We start from the raw sequence: 19,566 nt of genomic DNA, 5'->3' as shown, positions 1-19,566 counted from the left end.
GGCGACGGCAGACCCGCACGGGGTTCTTTGCCGTCCTGTGGACAGCGCTTAGCCCCCTCATAGGAGGGGGATGGCGCTTCGATGATGAGCCCTATGCCCAGAGCTGGCCCTGGAGCGTCTCGATGGCCTCCTCGGTGGTGGCCGCCGTGTAGACGCCGGTCGAGAGGTACTTCCAGCCGCCGTCGGCCACGATGAAGACGATGTCGGCGGACTCCCCCCCCTTGATCGCCTTGTTGCCGACGCCGATCGCCGCGTGCAGGGCGGCGCCGGTGGAGACGCCCGCGAAGATGCCCTCCTGCTGGAGGAGTTCACGGGTGCGGGTGACCGCGTCGGCCGAGCCGACGGAGAAGCGGGTGGTGAGGACGGAGGCGTCGTACAGCTCCGGTACGAAGCCCTCGTCGAGGTTGCGCAGGCCGTACACCAGGTCGTCGTAGCGCGGCTCGGCGGCGACGATCCTCACGTCCGGCTTGTGCTCGCGCAGGAAGCGGCCGACGCCCATCAGGGTGCCGGTGGTGCCCAGGCCCGCGACGAAGTGGGTGATCGAGGGCAGGTCGGCGAGGATCTCCGGGCCGGTCGTGGCGTAGTGGGCGCCCGCGTTGTCCGGGTTGCCGTACTGGTAGAGCATCACCCAGTCCGGGTGCTCGGCGGACAGCTCCTTGGCGACGCGCACGGCGGTGTTGGAGCCGCCGGCCGCCGGGGAGGAGATGATCTCCGCGCCCCACATGCCGAGCAGGTCCCGGCGCTCATGCGAGGTGTTCTCCGGCATCACGCACACCATCCGGTAGCCCTTGAGCTTGGCGGCCATGGCGAGGGAGATGCCGGTGTTGCCGGAGGTCGGCTCCAGGATCGTGCAGCCGGGGGTCAGCCGGCCGTCCTTCTCCGCCTGCTCGATCATGTGCAGCGCGGGACGGTCCTTGACCGAGCCGGTCGGGTTGCGGTCCTCGAGCTTGGCCCAGATACGGACCTCGGGGGACGGCGAGAGCCGCGGCAGGCGCACCAGAGGGGTGTTGCCCACCGCGGCCAGCGGGGAGTCGTAGCGCATCGCTGATCAGCGGCCGATCAGGCCATGCCGCCGGCGACGGCGGGCAGGATCGTCACGTTGTCGCCGTCGGACAGCTTGGTGTTGATGTTGTCGAGGAAGCGGACGTCCTCGTCGTTCAGGTAGACGTTGACGAAGCGGCGCAGCTGGCCGTTGTCCACGATGCGGGCCTGGATGCCCGAGTGCCGGGTCTCGAGGTCGGCGAACAGCTCGGCGAGGGTCTCACCACTGCCCTCCACCGCCTTCTGACCGTCGGTGTAGGTGCGGAGGATGGTGGGGATGCGGACCTCGATGGCCATGGTTGCGGGCTCCTGTCGGAAAGTGTCTGGTCTGTGGGCGCGCGGCGGCGCGGAGTGCGGGTCGTGCTCGGGGTGCCGCGGCTCAGGCCGTACGGCGGCAGGGCAGCGTCAACAGATGGCGCTGTTCAGCCTGCACAGGTCGACGTGCAGCCGCGCCACGAGCAGCAAACTCGGCGCCTTCTCGCTCACGTCGTTCAGAACCATGGGCTCATCGTATCGATTCCCGGTCGGGGTCCCGGAGTGTGATCTCGCATGCTGGATGAATTCTGATCGAACTGCGAGATCAGTAGCTCTCCACGACCTTGACCTCCTCCTCCGTGACCTCTCCCTCCACGATGCGGTAGGAGCGGAACTGGAAGTCGCCGAGGCCGTCGGTGTCGGCGGTGGACACCAGGACGTAGTGGGCGCCGGGCTCGTTCGCGTAGGAGATGTCGGTGCGGGACGGGTAGGCCTCGGTCGCCGTGTGGGAGTGGTAGATCACCACCGGCTCCTCGTCGCGGTCGTCCATCTCGCGGTAGAGCTTGAGGAGGTCGCCGGAGTCGAACTCGTAGAACGTGGGCGACATGGCCGCGTTCAGCATCGGGATGAAGCGCTCGGGGCGGTCCGAACCCGCCGGGCCCGCTATGACGCCGCACGCCTCGTCGGGGTGGTCCTTGCGCGCGTGCGCGACGATCTGGTCGACGAGGGCCTGGGTGATGGTCAGCATGGTGGCCAATATAAGCAGTGGGCCGCTCCGTACCGAGGTGTGGTACGGAGCGGCCCGTATGCCGGACGCCCTGAGCGGCAGCCGGAGCGGGTGCCACGAGAACCCGCTGCGGCCGGACGTCCGCGGTGAAGGTCGGAGGTGAAGGTCAGCCCACCTTCTCCAGCTCCGGCTCGCGGCGGTCGGCGACCTCCGGGTTGCGGGCCTTCAGCGCCAGCCAGCCGACGCCGAGGGCGGCCGCCCAGCCGGCCATCACGTACAGGCAGACGCGCGAGTCGGCATCGTAGGCGATCAGACCGGTGACGAAGAGCAGGAAGGCGATGGCGATGTACGAGCAGACCGCGCCGCCCGGCGCCGGGAAGGAGGAGGCGGGCAGCCGGCCCGCGCCCACCGCACGGCGGTAGAGGACGTGGCTGATCAGGATCATCAGCCAGGTCCAGATGCCGGCCGCGGTCGCCACCGAGGTGACGTAGCCGAAGGCCTTCTCCGGGACGATGTAGTTGAGGATCACGCCGATGCCCATGAAGGCGACCGAGACGGTGATGCCGAGCGCGGGGGTCTTGGAGGCGGAGAGCCTGCTGAAGGCGCGGGGGGCCTCGCCGTTGTCCGCGAGGGTGCGCAGCATGCGGCCCGTGGAGTACATGCCGGAGTTGCAGGACGACAGGGCGGCGGTGAGCACCACGAAGTTGACGATGCCGGCGCCGGCCGGGATGCCGATCATCGCGAACGCCTTCACGAAGGGGCTGACGCCCGCCGCGAACTGGGTCCACTTCACCACGCACAGGATGACGGTGAGGGCGCCGACGTAGAACAGCGCGATGCGCCAGGGCAGCGTGTTGATCGCCTTCGGGAGGGTCTTCTCCGGGTCCTCCGACTCCCCGGCCGTGACGCCGACCAGCTCGACGGCGAGATAGGCGAACATGACGCCCTGGAGGGTCATCAGGGAGGAGCCGACGCCCTTGGGGAAGAAGCCGTCGAACTGCCAGAGGTTGGCGACGGAGGCGGTGTCTCCGGCGGCGCTGAAGCCGAAGGTGAGCACACCGAGGCCGATCACGATCATGCCGACCAGCGCGGTGACCTTGACCATCGAGAACCAGAACTCGATCTCACCGAAGAGCTTGACCGAGATCAGGTTGGCCACGAAGAGCACGACGAGGAACACCAGCGCCGTCACCCACCGGGGGACGGCCGGGAACCAGTAGTTGACGTAGATCGCGGCGGCCGTCAGCTCGGCCATGCCGGTGACGACCCACATCAGCCAGTACGTCCAGCCGGTGAAGTAGCCGAAGAACGGGCCGAGGAACTCGCGGGAGTACTCCGCGAAGGAGCCCGAGACCGGACGGTAGAGCAGGAGCTCGCCGAGCGCCCGCATGATGAAGAAGATGATCACGCCTGCGAGGGCGTACATGAGGATCAGGCTGGGACCGGCCTTGGCGATGTTCGCCCCGGCGCCCAGGAACAGGCCGACGCCGATGGCGCCGCCGATGGCGATCATCTGGACCTGCCGACTGCCGAGCCCGCGCTCGTAGCCCTCTTCCGGGGCCTCGGTGGCCTCGTTGACCTGCGAAGAGGTCATCTGTGGTGCGCCTTTCTCCATGCCGACCCGGGCCGCTGGTCGGCCTCGGATCGGGTTTCGATCCCCCCGGATGACTGGAGTGAGCGGGTTTTCGCGAGCCCGCTCGTGCCTGGCCGGCGGTTGCCGGCTCGGTGGCGCACCCGGCCGAACATGGGTGGTGTTCGCCGGGCGGTCGTGAAGATTTATCACGGCCGCAATATTGATCGCCCTTGCGGAATGTCGTGCACGCCACAGGGAAAATGGGACAAAGAACCCCCAGGCGCGGCAAAACAGGCCGCAACGGTAACGCGATCGTTATCCGGATTTGAGCGTCCGCTGAGCGAACAGGAAATCGGACCGAATCAGGGCATCAGGGTCGAGACAAGCGTCTCCTGAAGCCCGCCCAGCCAGAGGTACGCCATCACCATCGGCTTGCGCGGGTCCTCGTCCGAGAGCCGGTAGAGCACGTCGGTGTCGTCCTCGTCGGCGATCTCCAGCCGGGCGCCTATCGCCAGGCGGAGGTCATTGAGGGCGCCCAGCCACTGCCGGGACTCCTCGGGGCTCAGACTGAGCACCGCCTCGTCCTCGCCGGCGGCCCCCAGCGCGTCCAGCGAGCGGATCACCGACAGCGCGCTCTCCCGCTTGCCCGCCCGCAGGTCGTTCTCGGTGAAGCGGCGGAACTCGGCGGAGTGCGCGCGCTGCTCCTCGGCGTCCCCCGGCGAGGCGGGGGCCTGCTCCGGGTCGCAGTAGGCGTCCGGGAAGAGGCGCCGCAGCACCGGGTCGGCGGGCGGCTCGCTCGGGCCCTCGGCGAACAGCTCGGCGAGCGGGTCGGCGGGGGCGTCCTCGGCGGGGCCGGGGCCGATGAGTTCCAGGAGCTGGACGGCCAGCGACCGGATGATGGAGATCTCGACGTAGTCGAGCGCGACGGCCGCGCCGCCGCCGGGGAGCGGTTCGAAGGTTCCGGGCATCGGTGGGTCGTTCACTCCGGTCTATTTCCGGTTACTTCCGGTCCTGCTGAAGGGTGGCCCACAGACCGTAACCGTGCATCGCCTGCACGTCGCGTTCCATCTCCTCGCGGCTGCCGCTGGAGACGACCGCCCGGCCCTTGTGGTGGACGTCGAGCATGAGCTTGGTGGCCTTGTCCTTGGTGTACCCGAAGTACGTCTGGAAGACGTACGTCACGTAGCTCATGAGGTTGACCGGATCGTTGTGGACGATCGTCACCCAGGGGACGTCGGGCTCGGGGACGGCGAAGACCTCCTCCGCCGACTCGGTGCGTTCGATCTCTACGGGAGCGGGTGACGTCACATCTGCCATGCTGCCACGCACGCCAGAAATCGTCACACTGACGAGATAGGAGTACCATCGACTGCCATGAACACAGCGGACCTTGGGCTGCCGGTGGACGTTCCCTCGACGGCGCTCTTCACTGACCAGTACGAGTTGACGATGCTGCAGGCCGCCCTGAATGCGGGTACAGCCGAACGGCGCAGCGTCTTCGAGGTCTTCACCCGGCGGCTGCCGGACGGGCGCCGCTACGGCGTCCTGGCGGGCGTCGGCCGGGTGCTGGACGCTGTGGAGAACTTCCGCTTCGACAACGGCGTCCTCGGCTTCCTGCGCGAGCGGCAGATCGTCGACGAGGAAACACTCAAGTGGCTGGCCGGCTACCGCTTCTCGGGTGACATCTGGGGCTACCCGGAGGGCGAGATGTACTTCCCGGGCTCGCCTCTGATGCGGGTCGAGGGCTCCTTCGCCGAGTGCGTGCTCCTGGAGACGGTGATCCTGTCGATCCTCAACCACGACTCGGCGATCGCGGCCGCGGCCTCCCGGATGCACTCGGCGGCCGGCGGCCGGCCGCTGATCGAGATGGGCGCCCGCCGCACCCACGAACTGTCCGCCGTTGCCGCGTCCCGCGCCGCCTACATCGGCGGCTTCGCCTCCACCTCCGACCTCGCCGCCGGCTTCCGCTACAACATCCCGACCGTCGGCACCTCCGCCCACGCCTTCACCCTGCTGCACGACAGCGAGCGGGACGCCTTCCAGGCCCAGGTCGACTCGCTGGGCCGGGGAACCACCCTGCTGGTCGACACCTACGACGTCGCCGAGGCGGTCCGGCTGGCCGTCGAGGTCGCCGGGCCCGAGCTGGGCGCCGTGCGCATCGACTCCGGTGACCTGCTCCTGGTCGCCCACCGGGTGCGGCAGCAGCTGGACGAGCTGGGTGCGCGGGACACGAAGATCATCGTGACCTCGGACCTGGACGAGTACGCCATCGCCTCGCTGGCGGCGGCGCCGGTGGACGCGTACGGCGTCGGCACCCAGCTGGTGACCGGCTCCGGGCACCCGACGTCCGCCATGGTCTACAAGCTCGTCGCGCGTGCCGAGTCCGACGAGCCGAGGGCGCCGCTGACGGCGGTGGCGAAGAAGGCCAGGGGCGGCAAGACCTCCATCGGCGGCCGCAAGTGGGCCGCGCGGCGGCTGGACGCGTACGGGGTGGCGGAGGCCGAGGTCGTCGGTACGGGCCCGGTCCCCAAGGAGCTCGCCGACCGGCAGCTCCTCGTCGAGCTGGTCAAGGGCGGCGAGATCGTCGCCCGCGAGCCGCTGGACGCCGCCCGTGACCGGCACGCCGCCGCCCGCGGCAACCTGCCCCTGTCGGCGACCCAGCTCTCCCGCGGCGAACCGGTCATTCCGACGGAGTACGTCCACGTGGGCTCGGGTAGCTAGCTCGTGTCGTCACCGCGAGGGCGGTCGAGTACAGGGGGAGGGGGCCGGGCGCCGTGAAACGGGCGGGAATCGGCCGGGCGGGCCCCGGGGCTCGTCGCCGGAGCGCGCCGCGCCCGCGCGCGGTGCGTGCCCCCTCCCGCGCCCGGTGTGAAGTCTCTAGGCTCGGAGGTTCCCCGCCGGGCCCGCGCCCCTTCACCACTCGAGATCCCATAGCCGAAGGACACCGACCATGCGCCGCGCCTTGATCGTCGTAGACGTGCAGAACGACTTCTGCGAGGGGGGCAGCCTCGCGGTGGCCGGTGGTGCCGACGTGGCCGCCGCCATCACGGAGCTGATCGGGCAGGCCCCCGCCGGATACCGGCACGTGGTGGCCACCCGCGACCACCACATCGCGCCCGGCGGCCACTTCGCCGACAACCCGGACTTCGTCCACTCCTGGCCCGCGCACTGCGTCGCCGGCACCGAGGGCGTGGGCTTCCACCCGAACTTCGCCCCCGCCGTGGCCTCGGGCGCGATCGACGCCGTCTTCGACAAGGGGGCGTACGCGGCGGCGTACAGCGGCTTCGAGGGGGCGGACGAGAACGGCGTCGGCCTCGCGGACTGGCTGCGGGCCCGGCAGATCGACGAGGTGGACGTGGTCGGCATCGCCACCGACCACTGCGTGCGGGCCACCGCGCTGGACGCCGCCCGCGCGGGCTTCCGCACGCACGTGCTGCTCGACCTGACCGCCGGGGTGGCCGCGGAGACCACCGAGCGGGCGCTGGAGGAGCTGCGCGAGGCGGGGGTGGAGCTGACCGGCAAACCGGTCGTCTCCGCCTGACCCGGCCCGCTCTCCCGCTCCCCCGCTCCCTCTCACGCCTGGGCCGTCGGCTGCCTCAGCAGGGCCCGGATCGGGCGCCACAGCTCCGTGACGAGTTCGGGCGAGGTGACACCGTTGTCGGGGGCCGTACGCCATATCAGGCCGTCGGGGTGGTGCAGCACGGCGGTGATCTCGTCCGGGGTCGGCGGGGCCGCGTTGCCCCGCAGATAGACCGCGCGCATGCCGAGATTGCGCAGCCTGGTCAGGGCGCGGGCGCGGTTCTGGGCGTGTACGAGCACCCGCACGCTGCCGGGGCCGCCGGCCGGGGGGCGGGGCAGGTTCAGCGCCACCACCACCGTGCCGTTCGGCAACTTGCAGAAACCTCCTGCGGCCATGCGGTCATACCCCCGTGTCGGTCGGTGTCAATAAGAGAGCCACAGGACGCACCTAAACACGATCGGCGGCAGCCCGCCAAGGGGCTACCGCCGATACGCTTCTGACCTGCGAAAACGCGGACTACTTCACCGCGGGTCCGACTTCCAGCTCGATCGTCGAGCCGTCCTTGCCCTGCTTGAGGATCTTGATCTTGGTGTTGGTGTCAGTGATCTTGACCCCGGCCGCCGGGTTCGAGGCGTCGTAGTAGGTGCTGGTGTGGTCGTTGAAGACCGGCACACCCTTCGAGGACTTGATCTTCGTGGCGACGTCCGCCTTGTGCAGGGTGATGCCGTCGGTGCGCTCCAGGCCGAAGGGCGAGTCGTAGGCCTGGACGCGGTTGCGCATCAGCGTGCCGTCGGTCCACTTCAGCGGGGCCGGGTGCGAGTCGATCGGCAGGATCAGGCCGGTGCCGGCGTGGTCCTTGGTGTTGTTGTCCGCCTGGGAGGTGTCCCACTTCCAGATCAACAGACCGTTCTGGTACGGGTAGTGCTCCACCCAGTCCGGACGGGTCGTCGAGAAGCCGAAGTTGTACGGGCCGACCCTGAGGGTCTTGTCGTACGACACGTACTCGCGGTTCTCGGCGATGTAGTACTGCTTGTAGTCCTTGGTGAAGGACGAGCCGATGCGGGAGAAGCCGTTCGCGGTCCAAGCGGCGTCCGCGCTCTCGGCGTTGTCGGAGAAGAGCGCCGAACCGTCGGCGGTCAGCGTGATCTCGTCGGCCGCGAAGCCCTTCAGGGCCACACCGCCGTCCGTCTGGTAGCGGAAGCGGAGCTGGATCTTCTTGCCCGCGTACGCGTCGAGGGAGTACGACAGCTTCTTGTAGCCGTCGACCGTGCCGGTCAGGGCCGGGGTGTTGCTGGCGTCACGCGGGATGGCCTGGCCGTCCACCGTGCCGTCCAGCGCGGTCCAGTTGGCGCCGCCGTCGGTCGACACCTCGGTGTAGAGGTAGTCGTAGTTGGCCTCGATGTCGTAGTAGCCGTCGAGGCTCAGCGTCGCCGAGGACTTGCCGGTGAGGTCCACGGAACGGGTCAGCGTGTTCTTGAGGTCGTTGCCGCTGCCGCTCCACCACTGGGTCGAGCCCTGCGCGGGGGCGACGACCTCGGTGGTGACCGCCTTGTCGGGCAGGTTGACCACCAGCGCCTGCCGGTGCTTGGTGTTGTACTCGGCGACACCCAGCTTGTGCCAGGACTTGATGCCGGCCTTGGCGGTGTCGTAGTTGAGCCAGCCCAGCTGGAGCTTGTCCCAGGCGTTCATGTCGCCGGGGAGGTTGCCGATGGCCTCCTTGCCGGTGCCCAGCCAGGAGCCGGAGGACATCAGCGTCCAGAAGCCGGTGGAGTTCTCGCCGCCGTTGGTGTCGTACTCGTCCGGCAGGCCGAGGTCGTGGCCGTACTCGTGGGCGTAGACGCCCAGGCCGCCGTTCTCCGGCTGGATGGTGTAGTCGCCGATCCAGATGCCGCTGTCGCCGATCTGCGTGCCGCCGAGCTTGTTGCCCGTCGGGCCGGTGGCGCCGGCGTCGGTGCCGAAGGCGTACCAGCGGTGGGCCCAGATCGCGTCGGTGCCCTGGACGCCGCCGCCCGCGGACTCGTCCTCACCGGCGTGCACGATCTGGAAGTGGTCGATGTAGCCGTCGGGCTCGTTGAAGTTGCCGTCGCCGTCGTAGTCGTAGCGGTCCCACTGGTCGAACTGCGCCAGGTCCGCCTTGATGGCCGCGTCGGACTTGCCGGCCGCCTTCTGCTGCGCGACCCAGGCGGTCACGCCGTCGCTGACGACGTTCCACACGCTCGGGCAGTTGGTGGAGCCGCAGGCGTTGTTGCCGTAACGGGCCTCGTTGTACGGGACCTTGACCCAGTCGGCGACCTCGCCGTCCACCGAGTAGCGGCCCGAGGACTGCTTCTCGTAGTACTTCTTCACCGACTCGGTGTTCTTGCCGGTGCCGAAGTACAGATCCTGGAAGTGCTTCTGGTTGTAGTCCTTCTGCCAGGCCGTCGAGTTGTCCTTCGTACGGTCCGGCGCGGCTATCTGGTTGTGCAGGGGGCCGGCGGTGCCGCCGTACTTCGGGTCGGTCTGGTCGCCGAACTCGACCAGGATGGTGAAGATCTTGTCGGTCTTCTCCCGGCTCAGCTCGACGTACTTGCCGTCGCCCTTCTTGCTCTTGAGCTGGACGACCTTCGAGCCGTTGCGCTCCTTGGCCTTGGCCTTGCCGGATATGACCTGGTTGAGGGCCTCTTGGCGCTGAGCCTCCTGGGTCTTGCTCAGCGGGCCGTCGAGGTTGTGTTCCTGCTGCTTCACCGGCGCCGGGTCGTGCCGGTTGGCGGCAGCGGACTTGGCGGTGGTGCTCGCCTCCGCAACGGCGAAGGTGGAGAACGTGGCGGAGGCCGCCGCGAGCGCGACGCCGATCGCGGCCGCTCTGAACGTCCAGGGTCTGCTGGTCACTTGAGTTCCTCCCCCGCGTCCGCGCGCACGGAAAGAGGGTCCCGGTCATGGAAGGAAGCCCGTGCGCGCCTGATCAACGCGTGTAGTCAAGTGACGACATTTGACTAGAGGTTTAAGAGAAAAGACAGACCTTGACTTGAGCAGGTCAAGTGCACTATGCGGAGCGGGGGTTCGCTTTAACGAACACCTCGCGTCCCACTCGACGGGCGCGTGAGCCCGTCCACTTGCTGGACCCCATGACTCCGTGCGCCCCCTGTGCACCGGTACCGTGGGTTAGGTCACGCTTACCAGCCGTTCCACTCGGGCATGCAGGCGAATAGAGTCGAATGGTGGAACGCCCGGAAGTCGGCGGAAACACAGGCCGGCGTCCCGTCTCACCCCCACATCTTCCGAGGACACGATTGCCATGCCTCGTCCGACCGCCGCACAGCTCGCCTACGGTTCCTGCACCGTGATCTTCTCGACGCTCGCCATGCTGCTGCTGTCACAGACGAGTTCGGGCCTCGGGGTCGCGGTCATCGCCCTCGCGGCGCTCGCCCTCGGGCTCCTGGTCGCCATGACGGTCCCGCTGCCGAAGCCGCGCACGGTCGCGGCCCCGGCCGAGGAACCGGCCCCGGCACCGGTGGCCCGCGAGCGGGTGCCCGCGCGGCGGGAGCCGGTGGCCGCCTCGGTCGAGCCGGTGCGCGAGCCCACGGCTCCCTGACACCCGCTGGGCCGTCACCCGGTGCTGACCACCACCGTCTTGGCGGCCTTGTCGTGCAGCCCCTGCTTGTAGGGCTTGTCGAAGAAGCTCCAGCCGCCGCAGATCGCCGTCCAGATGCAGGCGCAGCAGAACGCGAACGGCAGCCACAGCACCAGGGCGCGCAACAGTGAGGTCTGCCTGGAGGGCGTGCTGCCGTCGTTGAGGTCGGCCACCCGCATGCGCAGCCACTTCTTGCCGAGGGTCTGGCCCGACCGGGCGATCAGGACGGTGTCGTAGGCGACGTAGAGCACGGCGGCGATGAGCGACTGCGTGAGCCCCTTGCCGACCTCCATCCGCTCGCCGTTCACCTGGTACTCGCGCACCCCGAACCCCCAGGTGAGCAGCCAGACCACGATGCCCACCAGGATCATGTCGATGATGCGGGCCAGGGTGCGCTTGCCGCTGTCCGCGAGCGGGGGCATACCGGCGAGCGGGTCGCTGGCATAGCCGCCGGCTCCGGGCGGGCCGCCGTAGGGCGGGGGCTGGCTGCCGTACGGGGGCTGCTGACCGCCGTAGGGCGGCGGCTGCTCACCGCCGCCGGGGGGCTGCTGACCACCGTACGGCGAGCCCTGCCCCTGGTCCGGCGGGGGCGGTTTCCTGAACGGGTCGTCCTCCGGGGGCTGCGGTCCGGAGCCGGGGGGCGGTTCGCTGCTCATGGCCCGAGTCGATCGCGAACACCCCGGCTCCGCACCCGGCGGACGGCCGTCCGGAGTACGCGGTCCGGACGGGCTCTAGGGCCTGTTGCGAAAGTCCCGTCGTCCGCCCGGAGGGCGGGCCCGGCGGCGTCCGGTGCGTGCTCTCGGCGTGCCGGGCGCAGGCCCTCGTACTGGACGTACTTGGGTCTGTGCCCGGTGCGGCGAGAGTGCGTGCCGGACGTCGCTGGGCAGGCGAGACTTTCGCAACAGGCCCTAGCCCGCCACGAAGGTATGGGCCGCCTTGTCGTGCCAGCACTGGTGCCAAGGCCGGTCGAACAGGCACCACAGCACGCCGACGACGCCGATGCCGAGCAGGCCGGGGACGCTGTAGACCAGCCAGCGGCGCAGCGCGAGCCCGAAGGACGGCGGCTCGTGCCCCTCGATGTCCCGCACCTGAAGGCCGCACAGCTTCTTGCCCAGCGTGCGACCCCACTTGGCGGTGGGCAGCACCTCGTACAGCACGCCGACGAGGAGCAGAACGGCGAGGACGATGCCGAGGCAGGCGCCGGTCGTGCCGTCCAGCAGCCAGACGGTGGCGGTACGGCCGGACAGCTTGGCCGCGTCGATCTTCTCCTGGACGTGGTCGACCGCCTCGGCGCCCAGCGGTACGGCGGCCGCGGCGGTGACGGCGCCGAGGACCAGCGTGTCGACCAGACGGGCGGCCAGCCGCTTGCCGAGGCCTGCGGGCCGTGCCGCCGCCTGCCGTCGGGCGACCGCCTGGAACGGGTCCTCGACCGGCGGCTTCCACGGCGTCACGGGCTGCTCGTCCCCGACACCCGCGAGCCGGTGCACCTGCTGCGCCCAGGACGACTGCCCGCCGCCCATCCCACTGGCCATCGGGGTACCGCCGCCGGACAGGGGGGCGCCCGCCTGGGGAGGCACCGAGGCGGCGGCCGGAGCCCCCGGCGTCTGGGAGACCGACCCCGGCTGAGCGCGGCCCGTGTCGCCCTGCGCCTGCCCGGGGACCTGGGCCTGGCCGTGGCCCGGGACGCTTCCCTGGGGCGGGGCCGAGGCCTGGCCGGGGACCCGGGCCTGGCCCTGGCCCTGTGCCTGCGCCGAAGACGCACGGGCAGCGGCGGCCTTCCCCGCGCCGAAGCCGGGCCCGGAGGGGGCTCCGGAGGAGGCCGCGCCACCCGCTTGCGGCCCACCGGAACCGGCCCCGACGGGGCCGTGCACACCGAACCCGGGCCTCGAACCTGCTGCCCCCTGACCGCCCGGCGCCCCGCCGGCGCCCTGGCCGGGGGCCGGGCCGTTCGAGGAGACGGGCCGGAACGTCATCGTCCCGTCGTCCGCCGGACCGGCGGAGCCACCTGTCGGGCGCCGGAAGACGAACGTGCCGCCCGAGTCGACGTCGTCGGGGGCCGGATCGGCGGGCGGGATCGTCGCCGTGCCGTCGGTGCGGGCAGCCCGGCCGTCCGGCTGGGCCGGGGAGTCGGCCGGCATCCGCGGATCGGCGCCCCAGGAGACCCGGCGGTCCTGGTCGCCGCCGAAGCCGGACTGCTGCGCCCGGTCGGCACCCCACGCCGACGCCGGTTCCGCCGGGCCGCCCCCGGGCGGGTCCTCGTCGAAGAAGTGCGGGCCGGTCTCCTCGACCGACGGCGGGGCCGACGCCGGGCCCGGTGACCGGTCCGGCCAGTTGCCGGGCGGCGGGGCGAGCGTGTCGCCTTCCTCCGGCGCCGGCCGGCTGGTGCCCGGCACCCAGGCGGCGCCGTTCCAGTACCGGACGTAGCCGGGGATGGACGGGTCCGGGTAGTAGCCCTCGCGGGGCCTGTCGTCGCCGGGGGCCGGGGTTGGGGCGCTCATGTCCGCGTCGTCCCGTATCTGCTCGGGGGTCGTATGGGGGGCTCCACATCTATCAGACGCGCGCCGTCCCGAGCGCCAGTCACGCAGGACCCGCCCCTTTCGGGGCGACCCCGTGCTAGGACTTCACAAGTCCCGGTGCCCGGGTTCGAAAAAAGTCCCCCCGAACCCGCGTAATGCCCGGGCCCCGGCCGCCTCTCATCTCGTACGGGCCCCTCCCGGCGGCCCCGGCGAGAGAGGAACCGCACGTCATGCAGCACACCGTGGTGGAACGCGAACTGGAGCTGCGGCTCATCCTGTCCGCCGACCGGAGCGTCCCGGTCCCGGCCCGGCTCGGCTACCGCTCGGACGACCCGTACGCCGTCCACATCACCTTCCACATCACCTCCGAACAGCCCGTGAACTGGACGTTCTCCCGTGACCTGCTGGTGCAGGGGGTGTTCCGGCCGAGCGGGCAGGGAGACGTCCGGGTGTGGCCGACGAAGGTGGAGGGGCGCAGCGTCGTCCTGATGGCGCTGAGTTCACCCGACGGAGACGCCCTCCTCCAGGCGCCGTCCGCACAGCTGTCCGCCTGGCTGGAGCGCACGCTGCGCGCCGTGCCCCCGGGGAGTGAGGCCGAGCGCCTCGGGATCGACGACGCGCTCGACCACCTGTTCGCCCAGTGAGCCTGGCGCGGGACCGTCAGAACAGCTTGCCGGGGTTCAGGATTCCCAGCGGATCGAACACCTGCTTGACCGCGCGTTGCATCTCCAGGCCCACCGGGCCGACCTCGCGGGCGAGCCACTCCTTCTTCAGGACGCCGACGCCGTGCTCGCCGGTGATGGTGCCGCCGAGTTCCAGGCCGAGGGCCATGATCTCGTCGAAGGACTCGCGGGCCCGCCGGGACTCGTCGGCGTCCTGGGCGTCGAAGCACACGGTCGGGTGGGTGTTGCCGTCACCGGCGTGGGCGCACACGCCGATGGTCAGCCGGTACTTCTCCGCGATCCGCTCGACTCCCTCGAGCATCTCGGCGAGCCGCGACCGGGGCACGCACACGTCGTCGATCATCGTCGTGCCCTTGACGGCCTCCAGGGCGACGAGGGCCATCCGGCGGGCCTGGAGGAGGAGTTCGGACTCGGCGGCGTCCTCGGCCGGGACCACCTCGGTGGCGCCCGCGGCCTCGCACAGCGCGCCGAGGGCGGCGAGGTCGGCGGCGGGGTCCGGGGTGTCGAAGGCGGCGAGGAGGAGGGCCTCGGTGCTCTCCGGCAGGCCCATGTGGCCGAGGGCGTTGACCGCCTTGACGGTCGTACGGTCCATCAGTTCGAGGAGGGACGGCACATGGCCGCCCGCCATGATCCGGCACACGGCGTCGCAGGCGTCGGCGGCGGAGGAGAACTCGGCGGCCAGCACCAGCTGCTGCGGCGGCTTGGGCCTGAGCGCGAGCACGGCCCGCACGACGATGCCGAGCGAGCCCTCCGAGCCGACGAACAGGCGGGTGATGTCGTAGCCCGCCACACCCTTGGCGGTGCGGCGGCCGGTGGACATCAGGCGTCCGTCGGCGAGGACGACGTCCAGCCCGAGGACGTACTCGGCCGTCACCCCGTACTTCACACAGCACAGCCCGCCGGAGCCGGTGCCGATGTTGCCGCCGATGGTGCACATCTCCCAGCTGGAGGGGTCCGGCGGGTAGTACAGGCCGTGCTCCTCGACGGCGCGGGAGAGGGCGGCGTTGATCACGCCCGGTTCGACGACCGCGACGCGGTCGACCGGGTTGATCTCCAGGATGCGGTCCATCCTGGTCAGGGACAGCACGATGCAGCCGTCGGAGGCGTTGGCCGCTCCGGACAGACCGCTGCGGGCGCCCTGCGGGACGACCGGCACGCGCAGCTCGGTGGCGGTGCGCATGACGTGCTGGACCTCCTCGACCGTACGCGGCAGCACGACCACGGCCGGGGTGCCGGCCGGGCAGAAGCTCGCCATGTCGTTGGCGTAGGAGGCGGTGACATCGGGGTCGGTGAGGATCGCCTCGGCCGGCAGGCCCGCGAGCAGCCGGTCGGTGAGGTTGCCCTGGGCTTCGTCACGCGGGGCTTCGATACGGCTCATGATCACAGCGTCGCACCCGGGGCCATCGGTGTGAACCCCGTCCATGGCTCCCTTGGGCCACCCGGATGTGGTCGTCATATTGACGCACAGTGTGCGCCATGGAGAAGCGACAGTCCGGTCCGGGAACGTCCCTGGTGGCCGAGCGGCCCCGGCGGCGCCGTCGCCGCCTGCTGCGGCGGGTGCTGGTGGCCTCGGTGACGGGCACCGCGGCGGTCGGCGGTGCGCTGATGCTGCTGCCGAAGGAGCCGCCGCCCAGGGCCGGCCTGCCCGCGGCGGGCCCGAGGGCGCAGGCACCGGCCGCGGTGACCGCCGGGGTGCCGGCCGCGCTGCCCGACCTGACCCGGCTGATCGGGGACCGCGAGAACCACCTGCGGACGCATCCTCGGGACGCGCGGGCGTGGGCGGTCCTGGGCACCGCCTATCTGGAACGGGGCCGGCGGACCGCCGACGCCGCGAACTATCCGCGGGCCGAGCGTGCGCTGCGGGAATCCCTCGAGGTCAAGGGCGGCAAGAACGTCGAGGCGCTGGAAGGGCTCGCGGCGCTGGCGAACACGCGCCGGGACTTCGAGGTGGCCCGGGACTGGGGCGAGCAGGCACAGAAGCTGGCGCCCAAGCGCTGGACGACCTACGCGGTGCTGATCGACGCCTACGCCGGGCTCGGCGACTACAAGGCGAGCCGGAGCGCGCTGGACAAGCTGCTGGCGCTGCACACCAAGGGCGCCGCACACCCGGCGGTGATGGCGCGGACGTCGGCCGTCTACCGCGACCGGGGCTGGCGCGAGGACGCGGCGGCCCAGCTGGCCGACGCGGCGGCGGCCGCCCGGACCCCCGCCGAGCAGGCCGACTACCTCACCCGCGCCGGGCAACTGGCCTGGGAGCGCGGCGACCGCGAGGACGCGCTGCGGCACTTCCAGGAGGCCCTGCGCGTCGACCCCGGCCAGCGGGCCGCGACGGCCGGCCGGGGCCGCGTCCTGGCCGCGCTGGGGCGCACCTCCGAGGCGCTGACCGCCTACCGGGCGGCGCTCGCCGAGCGGCCCTGCCCCGAGTACGCCCTGGAGCTGGGCGAGTTGTACCAGTCGCTGGGCAGGGAGGAGGAGGCGCAGGCGCAGTACGACCTGTTGCGGGACCGGGCGGCACGGGACGAGGCCGACGGGGTGGACGAGGAGCTGCTCCTCGGGCGGTTCGAGGCGGACCACGGGGACCGGGAGGAGGCCGTCGAGCGGTTGCGGGACGAGTGGGAGATGCAGCCGGGCATCGAGGTGGCCGACGCGCTGGGCTGGGCGCTGCACCGGGTGGGGGACGACGAGGAGGCGCTGGAGTTCGCCCGGATCGCGACGGACAAGGACAAGGGGGGCGGGGTGCGCAGCGCGCTGTACTCGTTCCACCTGGGCATGATCGAAGGGGAGCTGGAGCTCACCGGGCCCGCGCGGCGCCATCTTCAGGAGGCGCTGCGGATCAACCCGTACTTCTCGCCGTTGCGGGTGCCGGTCGCGCGGGCGGCGCTGGCCCGGTTGGGTGAGCCGCCCGAGGAGGATCCGCCGGAAAGCTGAGCTACTGCTTGTAGTAGACCGAGAGCCGGCGCGCGCCCACTTCCCCCGAGGCGAAGCCGATGCACAGCCGCGGGGCCGGGGACCGGCGCACGGCGAGGCCCTCGGGTTCGCGGTGGTCGAGGGAGTAGCCGGCCTCGGTGCGCCGTTGCTGGAGGAGCGCGCCGGTGTGAACGTCGAGGCAGGACAGGTAGGCGTTGCCGTGTCCGGCGGGCGGGTTGGCGGTGTCGTCGTAGGCCGATCCGGCGAGCTGGTAGAGGTGGTCGCCGCACAGGGCGTACCCCTGGAACGGGACCTCGGGGTCGGGGTGGGCGCCGGTCTGGGCGAGGTCGGCGACGGGGTTCGCGTAGTCGCGGGCGACGAAGGCGTCGAGGTCCCAGACGCGGTAGCGGGGGACGTTGTCCAGGCGGTAGCGGACGGCGATGCGGCGGGTGGCCATGCACACGGCCGGCTGGTTGTTCTTCGAGCCCTTGACGGGATAGCGGATCTTGACGTCCTCGGCGGTGCGGGTGGCGCCGTCCACGAAGTGGAAGCGGGTGACGCCCCTGCCGTAGCCGTGCAGCGCGTCGGCCTCGGTCCAGATCCAGGCGGTGCCGTCGGTGTCGTTCTGCACGCCCGTGCTGACGCCGTGCCCGAAGCCCTTCAGGTACATGTGTCCCAGAGCGTCGCCCTTGTAGTCGAGCCGGTTCAGGCACAGGTCGCCGGCTTGCTGGCCGCCCTTGGTGACCTGGAGGACGTACAGGTGCCGGTTCACCTCGTCGAGGGCGAAGGACTGCGGGACGGTCGGCTCCCGGAGGGTGCCGAGCCGGTGCAGCCAGCGCTGGGACGGCGCGGCGAGGTCGACGCGCTGGTCCACCGTGCTCACGGGCCACCTCACATCCTGCGGGTGCCGCTCTGGCACCCGCAGGACATGAGAACGTCAACCCACGTTCCCCGGTAGCCCGTTCGGCGGATTCACAGGTTTCCGCGCCGCTCCTGCTCCCGCTCGATCGCCTCGAACAGGGCCTTGAAGTTGCCCTTGCCGAAGCCCATGGAGCCGTGCCGTTCGATGATCTCGAAGAAGACGGTCGGACGGTCCTGGACCGGCTTGGTGAAGATCTGGAGCAGGTAGCCGTCCTCGTCGCGGTCGGCGAGGATCTTCAGCTCGCGCAGGGTCTCCACGGGCACCCGGGTGTCGCCGACCCACTCGCCGAGGGTGTCGTAGTAGGTGTCGGGCGTGTCCAGGAACTCCACACCGGCCGCGCGCATGGTGCGTACCGTCTGCACGATGTCGCCCGTGTTCAGCGCGATGTGCTGGACGCCGGCGCCGCCGTAGAACTCCAGGTACTCGTCGATCTGGGACTTCTTCTTGGCGATCGCGGGCTCGTTGATCGGGAACTTCACCTTGAGCGTGCCGTCGGCGACGACCTTCGACATCAGGGCGCTGTACTCGGTGGCGATGTCGTCGCCCACGAACTCCTTCATGTTCGTGAAGCCCATGACCTTGTTGTAGAACTCCACCCACTCGTTCATCCGGCCGAGCTCGACGTTGCCGACGCAGTGGTCGACGGCCTGGAAGGTGCGCTGGGCGGGCGGCTCGACCATCGGCTTCGCGGCGACGTAGCCGGGCAGGTAGGGGCCGTCGTAGCCGGAACGGTCGACGAGGGTGTGGCGGGTCTTGCCGTAGGTGGCGATGGCGGCGAGGACGACCGTGCCGTGCTCGTCCTTCAGCTCGTACGGCTCGGCCACCGAGCGGGCGCCGTGCTCGATGGCGTAGGTGTACGCGGCACGGGCGTCCGGGACCTCGATGGCCAGGTCGATGACGCCGTCGCCGTGCTCGGCCACGTGCTGGGCGAGGAAGTGGCCCCAGGTGGTGGCGGGCTTGATCACCGAGGTGAACACGAAGCGGGCGGAGCCGTTCTCCAGGACGTAGGCGGCGGTCTCGCGGCTGCCGTTCTCCGGTCCGGAGTAGGCGACCAGCTTCATGCCGAAGGCGGTGGAGTAATAGTGCGCGGCCTGCTTGGCGTTGCCCACGGCGAAGACGACCGCGTCCATTCCCTTGACCGGGAAGGGGTCGGCCTGCCGGGCGGTCGTGTCGGGAGTGTGGTGTGTGGTCTGCGTCATGTCCGAAGGGTGGCTCCGGTCAGCAAGGTGCGCAATAGTTTGCGTATTCGCTGGGCATTCTGCTCAGCGGTACGGCCGTTTCGGCGGGCTTTCTGTACACGATGACCACCTGGGAGGCGGGCATGGCGATCGATCAGCTGGACGGGCGCATCATCGTGCTGCTGGCCCGGGAGCCGAGGATCGGGGTCCTCGAGATGTCCCGGCGGCTGGGGGTGGCGCGGGGCACGGTGCAGGCCCGGCTGGACCGGCTTCAGTCGAACGGAGTCATCCGCGGATTCGGTCCGCAGGTGGACCCGGCGGCCCTCGGCTACCCGGTCACGGCCTTCGCCACGCTACAGATCCGGCAGGGCCAAGGAGCCGATGTACGGGCCCACTTGGCGACCGTGCCGGAGGTGCTGGAGCTGCACACCACCACCGGCAGCGGGGACATGCTGTGCCGTCTGGTGGCCCGCTCGAACGCCGATCTCCAGCGGGTGATCGACCGGGTTGTCGGATTTGATGGCATCGTCCGGGCCGCCACGGCGATCGTGATGGAGAACCCCGTCCCGCTGCGGATCATCCCGCTCGTGGAACAAGCGGCGGAACACCCGGAGGAGAGGACGTCCTAGCCGGA

The 19,566-nt window shown here is 70.6% G+C and carries 20 protein-coding genes; 6 read left to right on the top strand and 14 right to left on the bottom strand.

The window, feature by feature from the left end:
* Window positions 1-91 precede the first annotated feature (91 nt).
* From ACWGJM_RS12385 to clpS, 7 genes are all read right to left on the bottom strand, one after another.
* On the bottom strand, window positions 92-1,042 hold the full coding sequence (locus tag ACWGJM_RS12385) for a PLP-dependent cysteine synthase family protein (protein ID WP_453411605.1): 951 nt from the start codon (window positions 1,040-1,042) through the stop codon (window positions 92-94).
* Window positions 1,043-1,059: 17 nt separating this feature from the next.
* Window positions 1,060-1,338 (bottom strand): MoaD/ThiS family protein, encoded by a 279-nt coding sequence (locus ACWGJM_RS12380; protein ID WP_453411604.1) that lies wholly within the window; start codon window positions 1,336-1,338, stop codon window positions 1,060-1,062.
* 108 nt (window positions 1,339-1,446) lie between these two features.
* Window positions 1,447-1,542 carry a putative leader peptide gene (locus tag ACWGJM_RS12375; RefSeq protein WP_361450311.1) on the bottom strand — a complete coding sequence of 32 codons (96 nt, stop codon included), beginning with the start codon at window positions 1,540-1,542 and terminating at the stop codon, window positions 1,447-1,449.
* A gap of 79 nt (window positions 1,543-1,621) precedes the next feature.
* Window positions 1,622-2,044: a Mov34/MPN/PAD-1 family protein gene (locus ACWGJM_RS12370; RefSeq protein WP_453411603.1), complete on the bottom strand. Its 423-nt coding sequence runs from the start codon at window positions 2,042-2,044 to the stop codon at window positions 1,622-1,624.
* Window positions 2,045-2,189: 145 nt separating this feature from the next.
* On the bottom strand, window positions 2,190-3,617 hold the full coding sequence (locus tag ACWGJM_RS12365) for an amino acid permease (RefSeq protein ID WP_453411602.1): 1,428 nt from the start codon (window positions 3,615-3,617) through the stop codon (window positions 2,190-2,192).
* Window positions 3,618-3,958: 341 nt separating this feature from the next.
* Window positions 3,959-4,564, bottom strand: a complete 606-nt coding sequence (locus ACWGJM_RS12360) for a DUF2017 domain-containing protein (protein ID WP_453411601.1) — start codon at window positions 4,562-4,564, stop codon at window positions 3,959-3,961.
* Between the two features lie 31 nt (window positions 4,565-4,595).
* Entirely contained in the window at window positions 4,596-4,913 is a 318-nt protein-coding gene (gene clpS / locus ACWGJM_RS12355) for an ATP-dependent Clp protease adapter ClpS (RefSeq protein WP_453411763.1), read from the bottom strand.
* A 57-nt stretch (window positions 4,914-4,970) separates the two neighbouring features.
* Here clpS and ACWGJM_RS12350 point away from each other — a divergent pair, with 57 nt between their 5' ends.
* Together ACWGJM_RS12350 and ACWGJM_RS12345 are read left to right on the top strand one after the other, a co-directional pair.
* Complete coding sequence (locus ACWGJM_RS12350; protein ID WP_453411600.1) at window positions 4,971-6,317, top strand: nicotinate phosphoribosyltransferase; 1,347 nt, start codon at window positions 4,971-4,973, stop codon at window positions 6,315-6,317.
* A 229-nt stretch (window positions 6,318-6,546) separates the two neighbouring features.
* Window positions 6,547-7,137 (top strand): isochorismatase family protein, encoded by a 591-nt coding sequence (locus ACWGJM_RS12345; RefSeq protein ID WP_453411599.1) that lies wholly within the window; start codon window positions 6,547-6,549, stop codon window positions 7,135-7,137.
* 32 nt (window positions 7,138-7,169) lie between these two features.
* On the opposite strand, the gene ACWGJM_RS12340 is transcribed toward ACWGJM_RS12345, so the two are convergent.
* Entirely contained in the window at window positions 7,170-7,511 is a 342-nt protein-coding gene (locus ACWGJM_RS12340; RefSeq protein WP_453411598.1) for a hypothetical protein, read from the bottom strand.
* A gap of 121 nt (window positions 7,512-7,632) precedes the next feature.
* A complete protein-coding gene (locus ACWGJM_RS12335) occupies window positions 7,633-9,984 on the bottom strand; it encodes an immune inhibitor A domain-containing protein (RefSeq protein WP_453411597.1) in 2,352 nt (783 codons plus the stop codon).
* A gap of 406 nt (window positions 9,985-10,390) precedes the next feature.
* Between ACWGJM_RS12335 and ACWGJM_RS12330 the strand changes: the two genes are divergently transcribed.
* On the top strand, window positions 10,391-10,687 hold the full coding sequence (locus ACWGJM_RS12330) for a hypothetical protein (protein WP_453411596.1): 297 nt from the start codon (window positions 10,391-10,393) through the stop codon (window positions 10,685-10,687).
* Between the two features lie 14 nt (window positions 10,688-10,701).
* Here ACWGJM_RS12330 and ACWGJM_RS12325 read toward each other — a convergent pair whose 3' ends face one another.
* On the bottom strand, window positions 10,702-11,382 hold the full coding sequence (locus ACWGJM_RS12325; RefSeq protein WP_453411595.1) for an RDD family protein: 681 nt from the start codon (window positions 11,380-11,382) through the stop codon (window positions 10,702-10,704).
* Between the two features lie 252 nt (window positions 11,383-11,634).
* On the bottom strand, window positions 11,635-13,224 hold the full coding sequence (locus ACWGJM_RS12320; protein WP_453411594.1) for an RDD family protein: 1,590 nt from the start codon (window positions 13,222-13,224) through the stop codon (window positions 11,635-11,637).
* Between the two features lie 248 nt (window positions 13,225-13,472).
* On the opposite strand from ACWGJM_RS12320, the gene ACWGJM_RS12315 reads away from it, so the two are divergent.
* Window positions 13,473-13,886: an SsgA family sporulation/cell division regulator gene (locus tag ACWGJM_RS12315; RefSeq protein WP_453411593.1), complete on the top strand. Its 414-nt coding sequence runs from the start codon at window positions 13,473-13,475 to the stop codon at window positions 13,884-13,886.
* A gap of 16 nt (window positions 13,887-13,902) precedes the next feature.
* Here the strand turns inward: ACWGJM_RS12315 and ACWGJM_RS12310 are convergent, their stop codons facing one another.
* Entirely contained in the window at window positions 13,903-15,309 is a 1,407-nt protein-coding gene (locus ACWGJM_RS12310) for an FAD-binding oxidoreductase (RefSeq protein ID WP_453411762.1), read from the bottom strand.
* Window positions 15,310-15,401: 92 nt separating this feature from the next.
* On the opposite strand from ACWGJM_RS12310, the gene ACWGJM_RS12305 reads away from it, so the two are divergent.
* Complete coding sequence (locus ACWGJM_RS12305) at window positions 15,402-16,853, top strand: tetratricopeptide repeat protein (protein ID WP_453411592.1); 1,452 nt, start codon at window positions 15,402-15,404, stop codon at window positions 16,851-16,853.
* Window position 16,854: 1 nt separating this feature from the next.
* Here the strand turns inward: ACWGJM_RS12305 and ACWGJM_RS12300 are convergent, their stop codons facing one another.
* On the bottom strand, window positions 16,855-17,715 hold the full coding sequence (locus ACWGJM_RS12300; RefSeq protein WP_453411591.1) for a phage baseplate protein: 861 nt from the start codon (window positions 17,713-17,715) through the stop codon (window positions 16,855-16,857).
* A gap of 89 nt (window positions 17,716-17,804) precedes the next feature.
* Window positions 17,805-18,953: a 4-hydroxyphenylpyruvate dioxygenase gene (gene hppD, locus ACWGJM_RS12295; protein WP_453411590.1), complete on the bottom strand. Its 1,149-nt coding sequence runs from the start codon at window positions 18,951-18,953 to the stop codon at window positions 17,805-17,807.
* 122 nt (window positions 18,954-19,075) lie between these two features.
* Here hppD and ACWGJM_RS12290 point away from each other — a divergent pair, with 122 nt between their 5' ends.
* Window positions 19,076-19,561 carry an Lrp/AsnC family transcriptional regulator gene (locus ACWGJM_RS12290; RefSeq protein ID WP_453411589.1) on the top strand — a complete coding sequence of 162 codons (486 nt, stop codon included), beginning with the start codon at window positions 19,076-19,078 and terminating at the stop codon, window positions 19,559-19,561.
* The last annotated feature ends 5 nt before the right edge of the window (window positions 19,562-19,566 follow it).

This window comes from Streptomyces sp. NPDC054834, from assembly GCF_053611185.1.
Note: the sequence above shows the minus strand (reverse complement) of the source record. Positions and strands in the feature narration are given on the sequence as shown.

Bases quoted from the DNA above. Each gene is read 5' to 3' on its own strand.
- ACWGJM_RS12385 (WP_453411605.1), bottom strand. From the start codon at position 1,042: ATGCGCTACGACTCCCCGCTGGCCGCGGTGGGCAACACCCCTCTGGTG.
- ACWGJM_RS12380 (WP_453411604.1), bottom strand. From the start codon at position 1,338: ATGGCCATCGAGGTCCGCATCCCCACCATCCTCCGCACCTACACCGAC.
- ACWGJM_RS12375 (WP_361450311.1), bottom strand. From the start codon at position 1,542: ATGGTTCTGAACGACGTGAGCGAGAAGGCGCCGAGTTTGCTGCTCGTG.
- ACWGJM_RS12370 (WP_453411603.1), bottom strand. From the start codon at position 2,044: ATGCTGACCATCACCCAGGCCCTCGTCGACCAGATCGTCGCGCACGCG.
- ACWGJM_RS12365 (WP_453411602.1), bottom strand. From the start codon at position 3,617: ATGACCTCTTCGCAGGTCAACGAGGCCACCGAGGCCCCGGAAGAGGGC.
- ACWGJM_RS12360 (WP_453411601.1), bottom strand. From the start codon at position 4,564: ATGCCCGGAACCTTCGAACCGCTCCCCGGCGGCGGCGCGGCCGTCGCG.
- clpS (WP_453411763.1), bottom strand. From the start codon at position 4,913: ATGGCAGATGTGACGTCACCCGCTCCCGTAGAGATCGAACGCACCGAG.
- ACWGJM_RS12350 (WP_453411600.1), top strand. From the start codon at position 4,971: ATGAACACAGCGGACCTTGGGCTGCCGGTGGACGTTCCCTCGACGGCG.
- ACWGJM_RS12345 (WP_453411599.1), top strand. From the start codon at position 6,547: ATGCGCCGCGCCTTGATCGTCGTAGACGTGCAGAACGACTTCTGCGAG.
- ACWGJM_RS12340 (WP_453411598.1), bottom strand. From the start codon at position 7,511: ATGGCCGCAGGAGGTTTCTGCAAGTTGCCGAACGGCACGGTGGTGGTG.
- ACWGJM_RS12330 (WP_453411596.1), top strand. From the start codon at position 10,391: ATGCCTCGTCCGACCGCCGCACAGCTCGCCTACGGTTCCTGCACCGTG.
- ACWGJM_RS12325 (WP_453411595.1), bottom strand. From the start codon at position 11,382: ATGAGCAGCGAACCGCCCCCCGGCTCCGGACCGCAGCCCCCGGAGGAC.
- ACWGJM_RS12320 (WP_453411594.1), bottom strand. From the start codon at position 13,224: ATGAGCGCCCCAACCCCGGCCCCCGGCGACGACAGGCCCCGCGAGGGC.
- ACWGJM_RS12315 (WP_453411593.1), top strand. From the start codon at position 13,473: ATGCAGCACACCGTGGTGGAACGCGAACTGGAGCTGCGGCTCATCCTG.
- ACWGJM_RS12305 (WP_453411592.1), top strand. From the start codon at position 15,402: ATGGAGAAGCGACAGTCCGGTCCGGGAACGTCCCTGGTGGCCGAGCGG.
- hppD (WP_453411590.1), bottom strand. From the start codon at position 18,953: ATGACGCAGACCACACACCACACTCCCGACACGACCGCCCGGCAGGCC.
- ACWGJM_RS12290 (WP_453411589.1), top strand. From the start codon at position 19,076: ATGGCGATCGATCAGCTGGACGGGCGCATCATCGTGCTGCTGGCCCGG.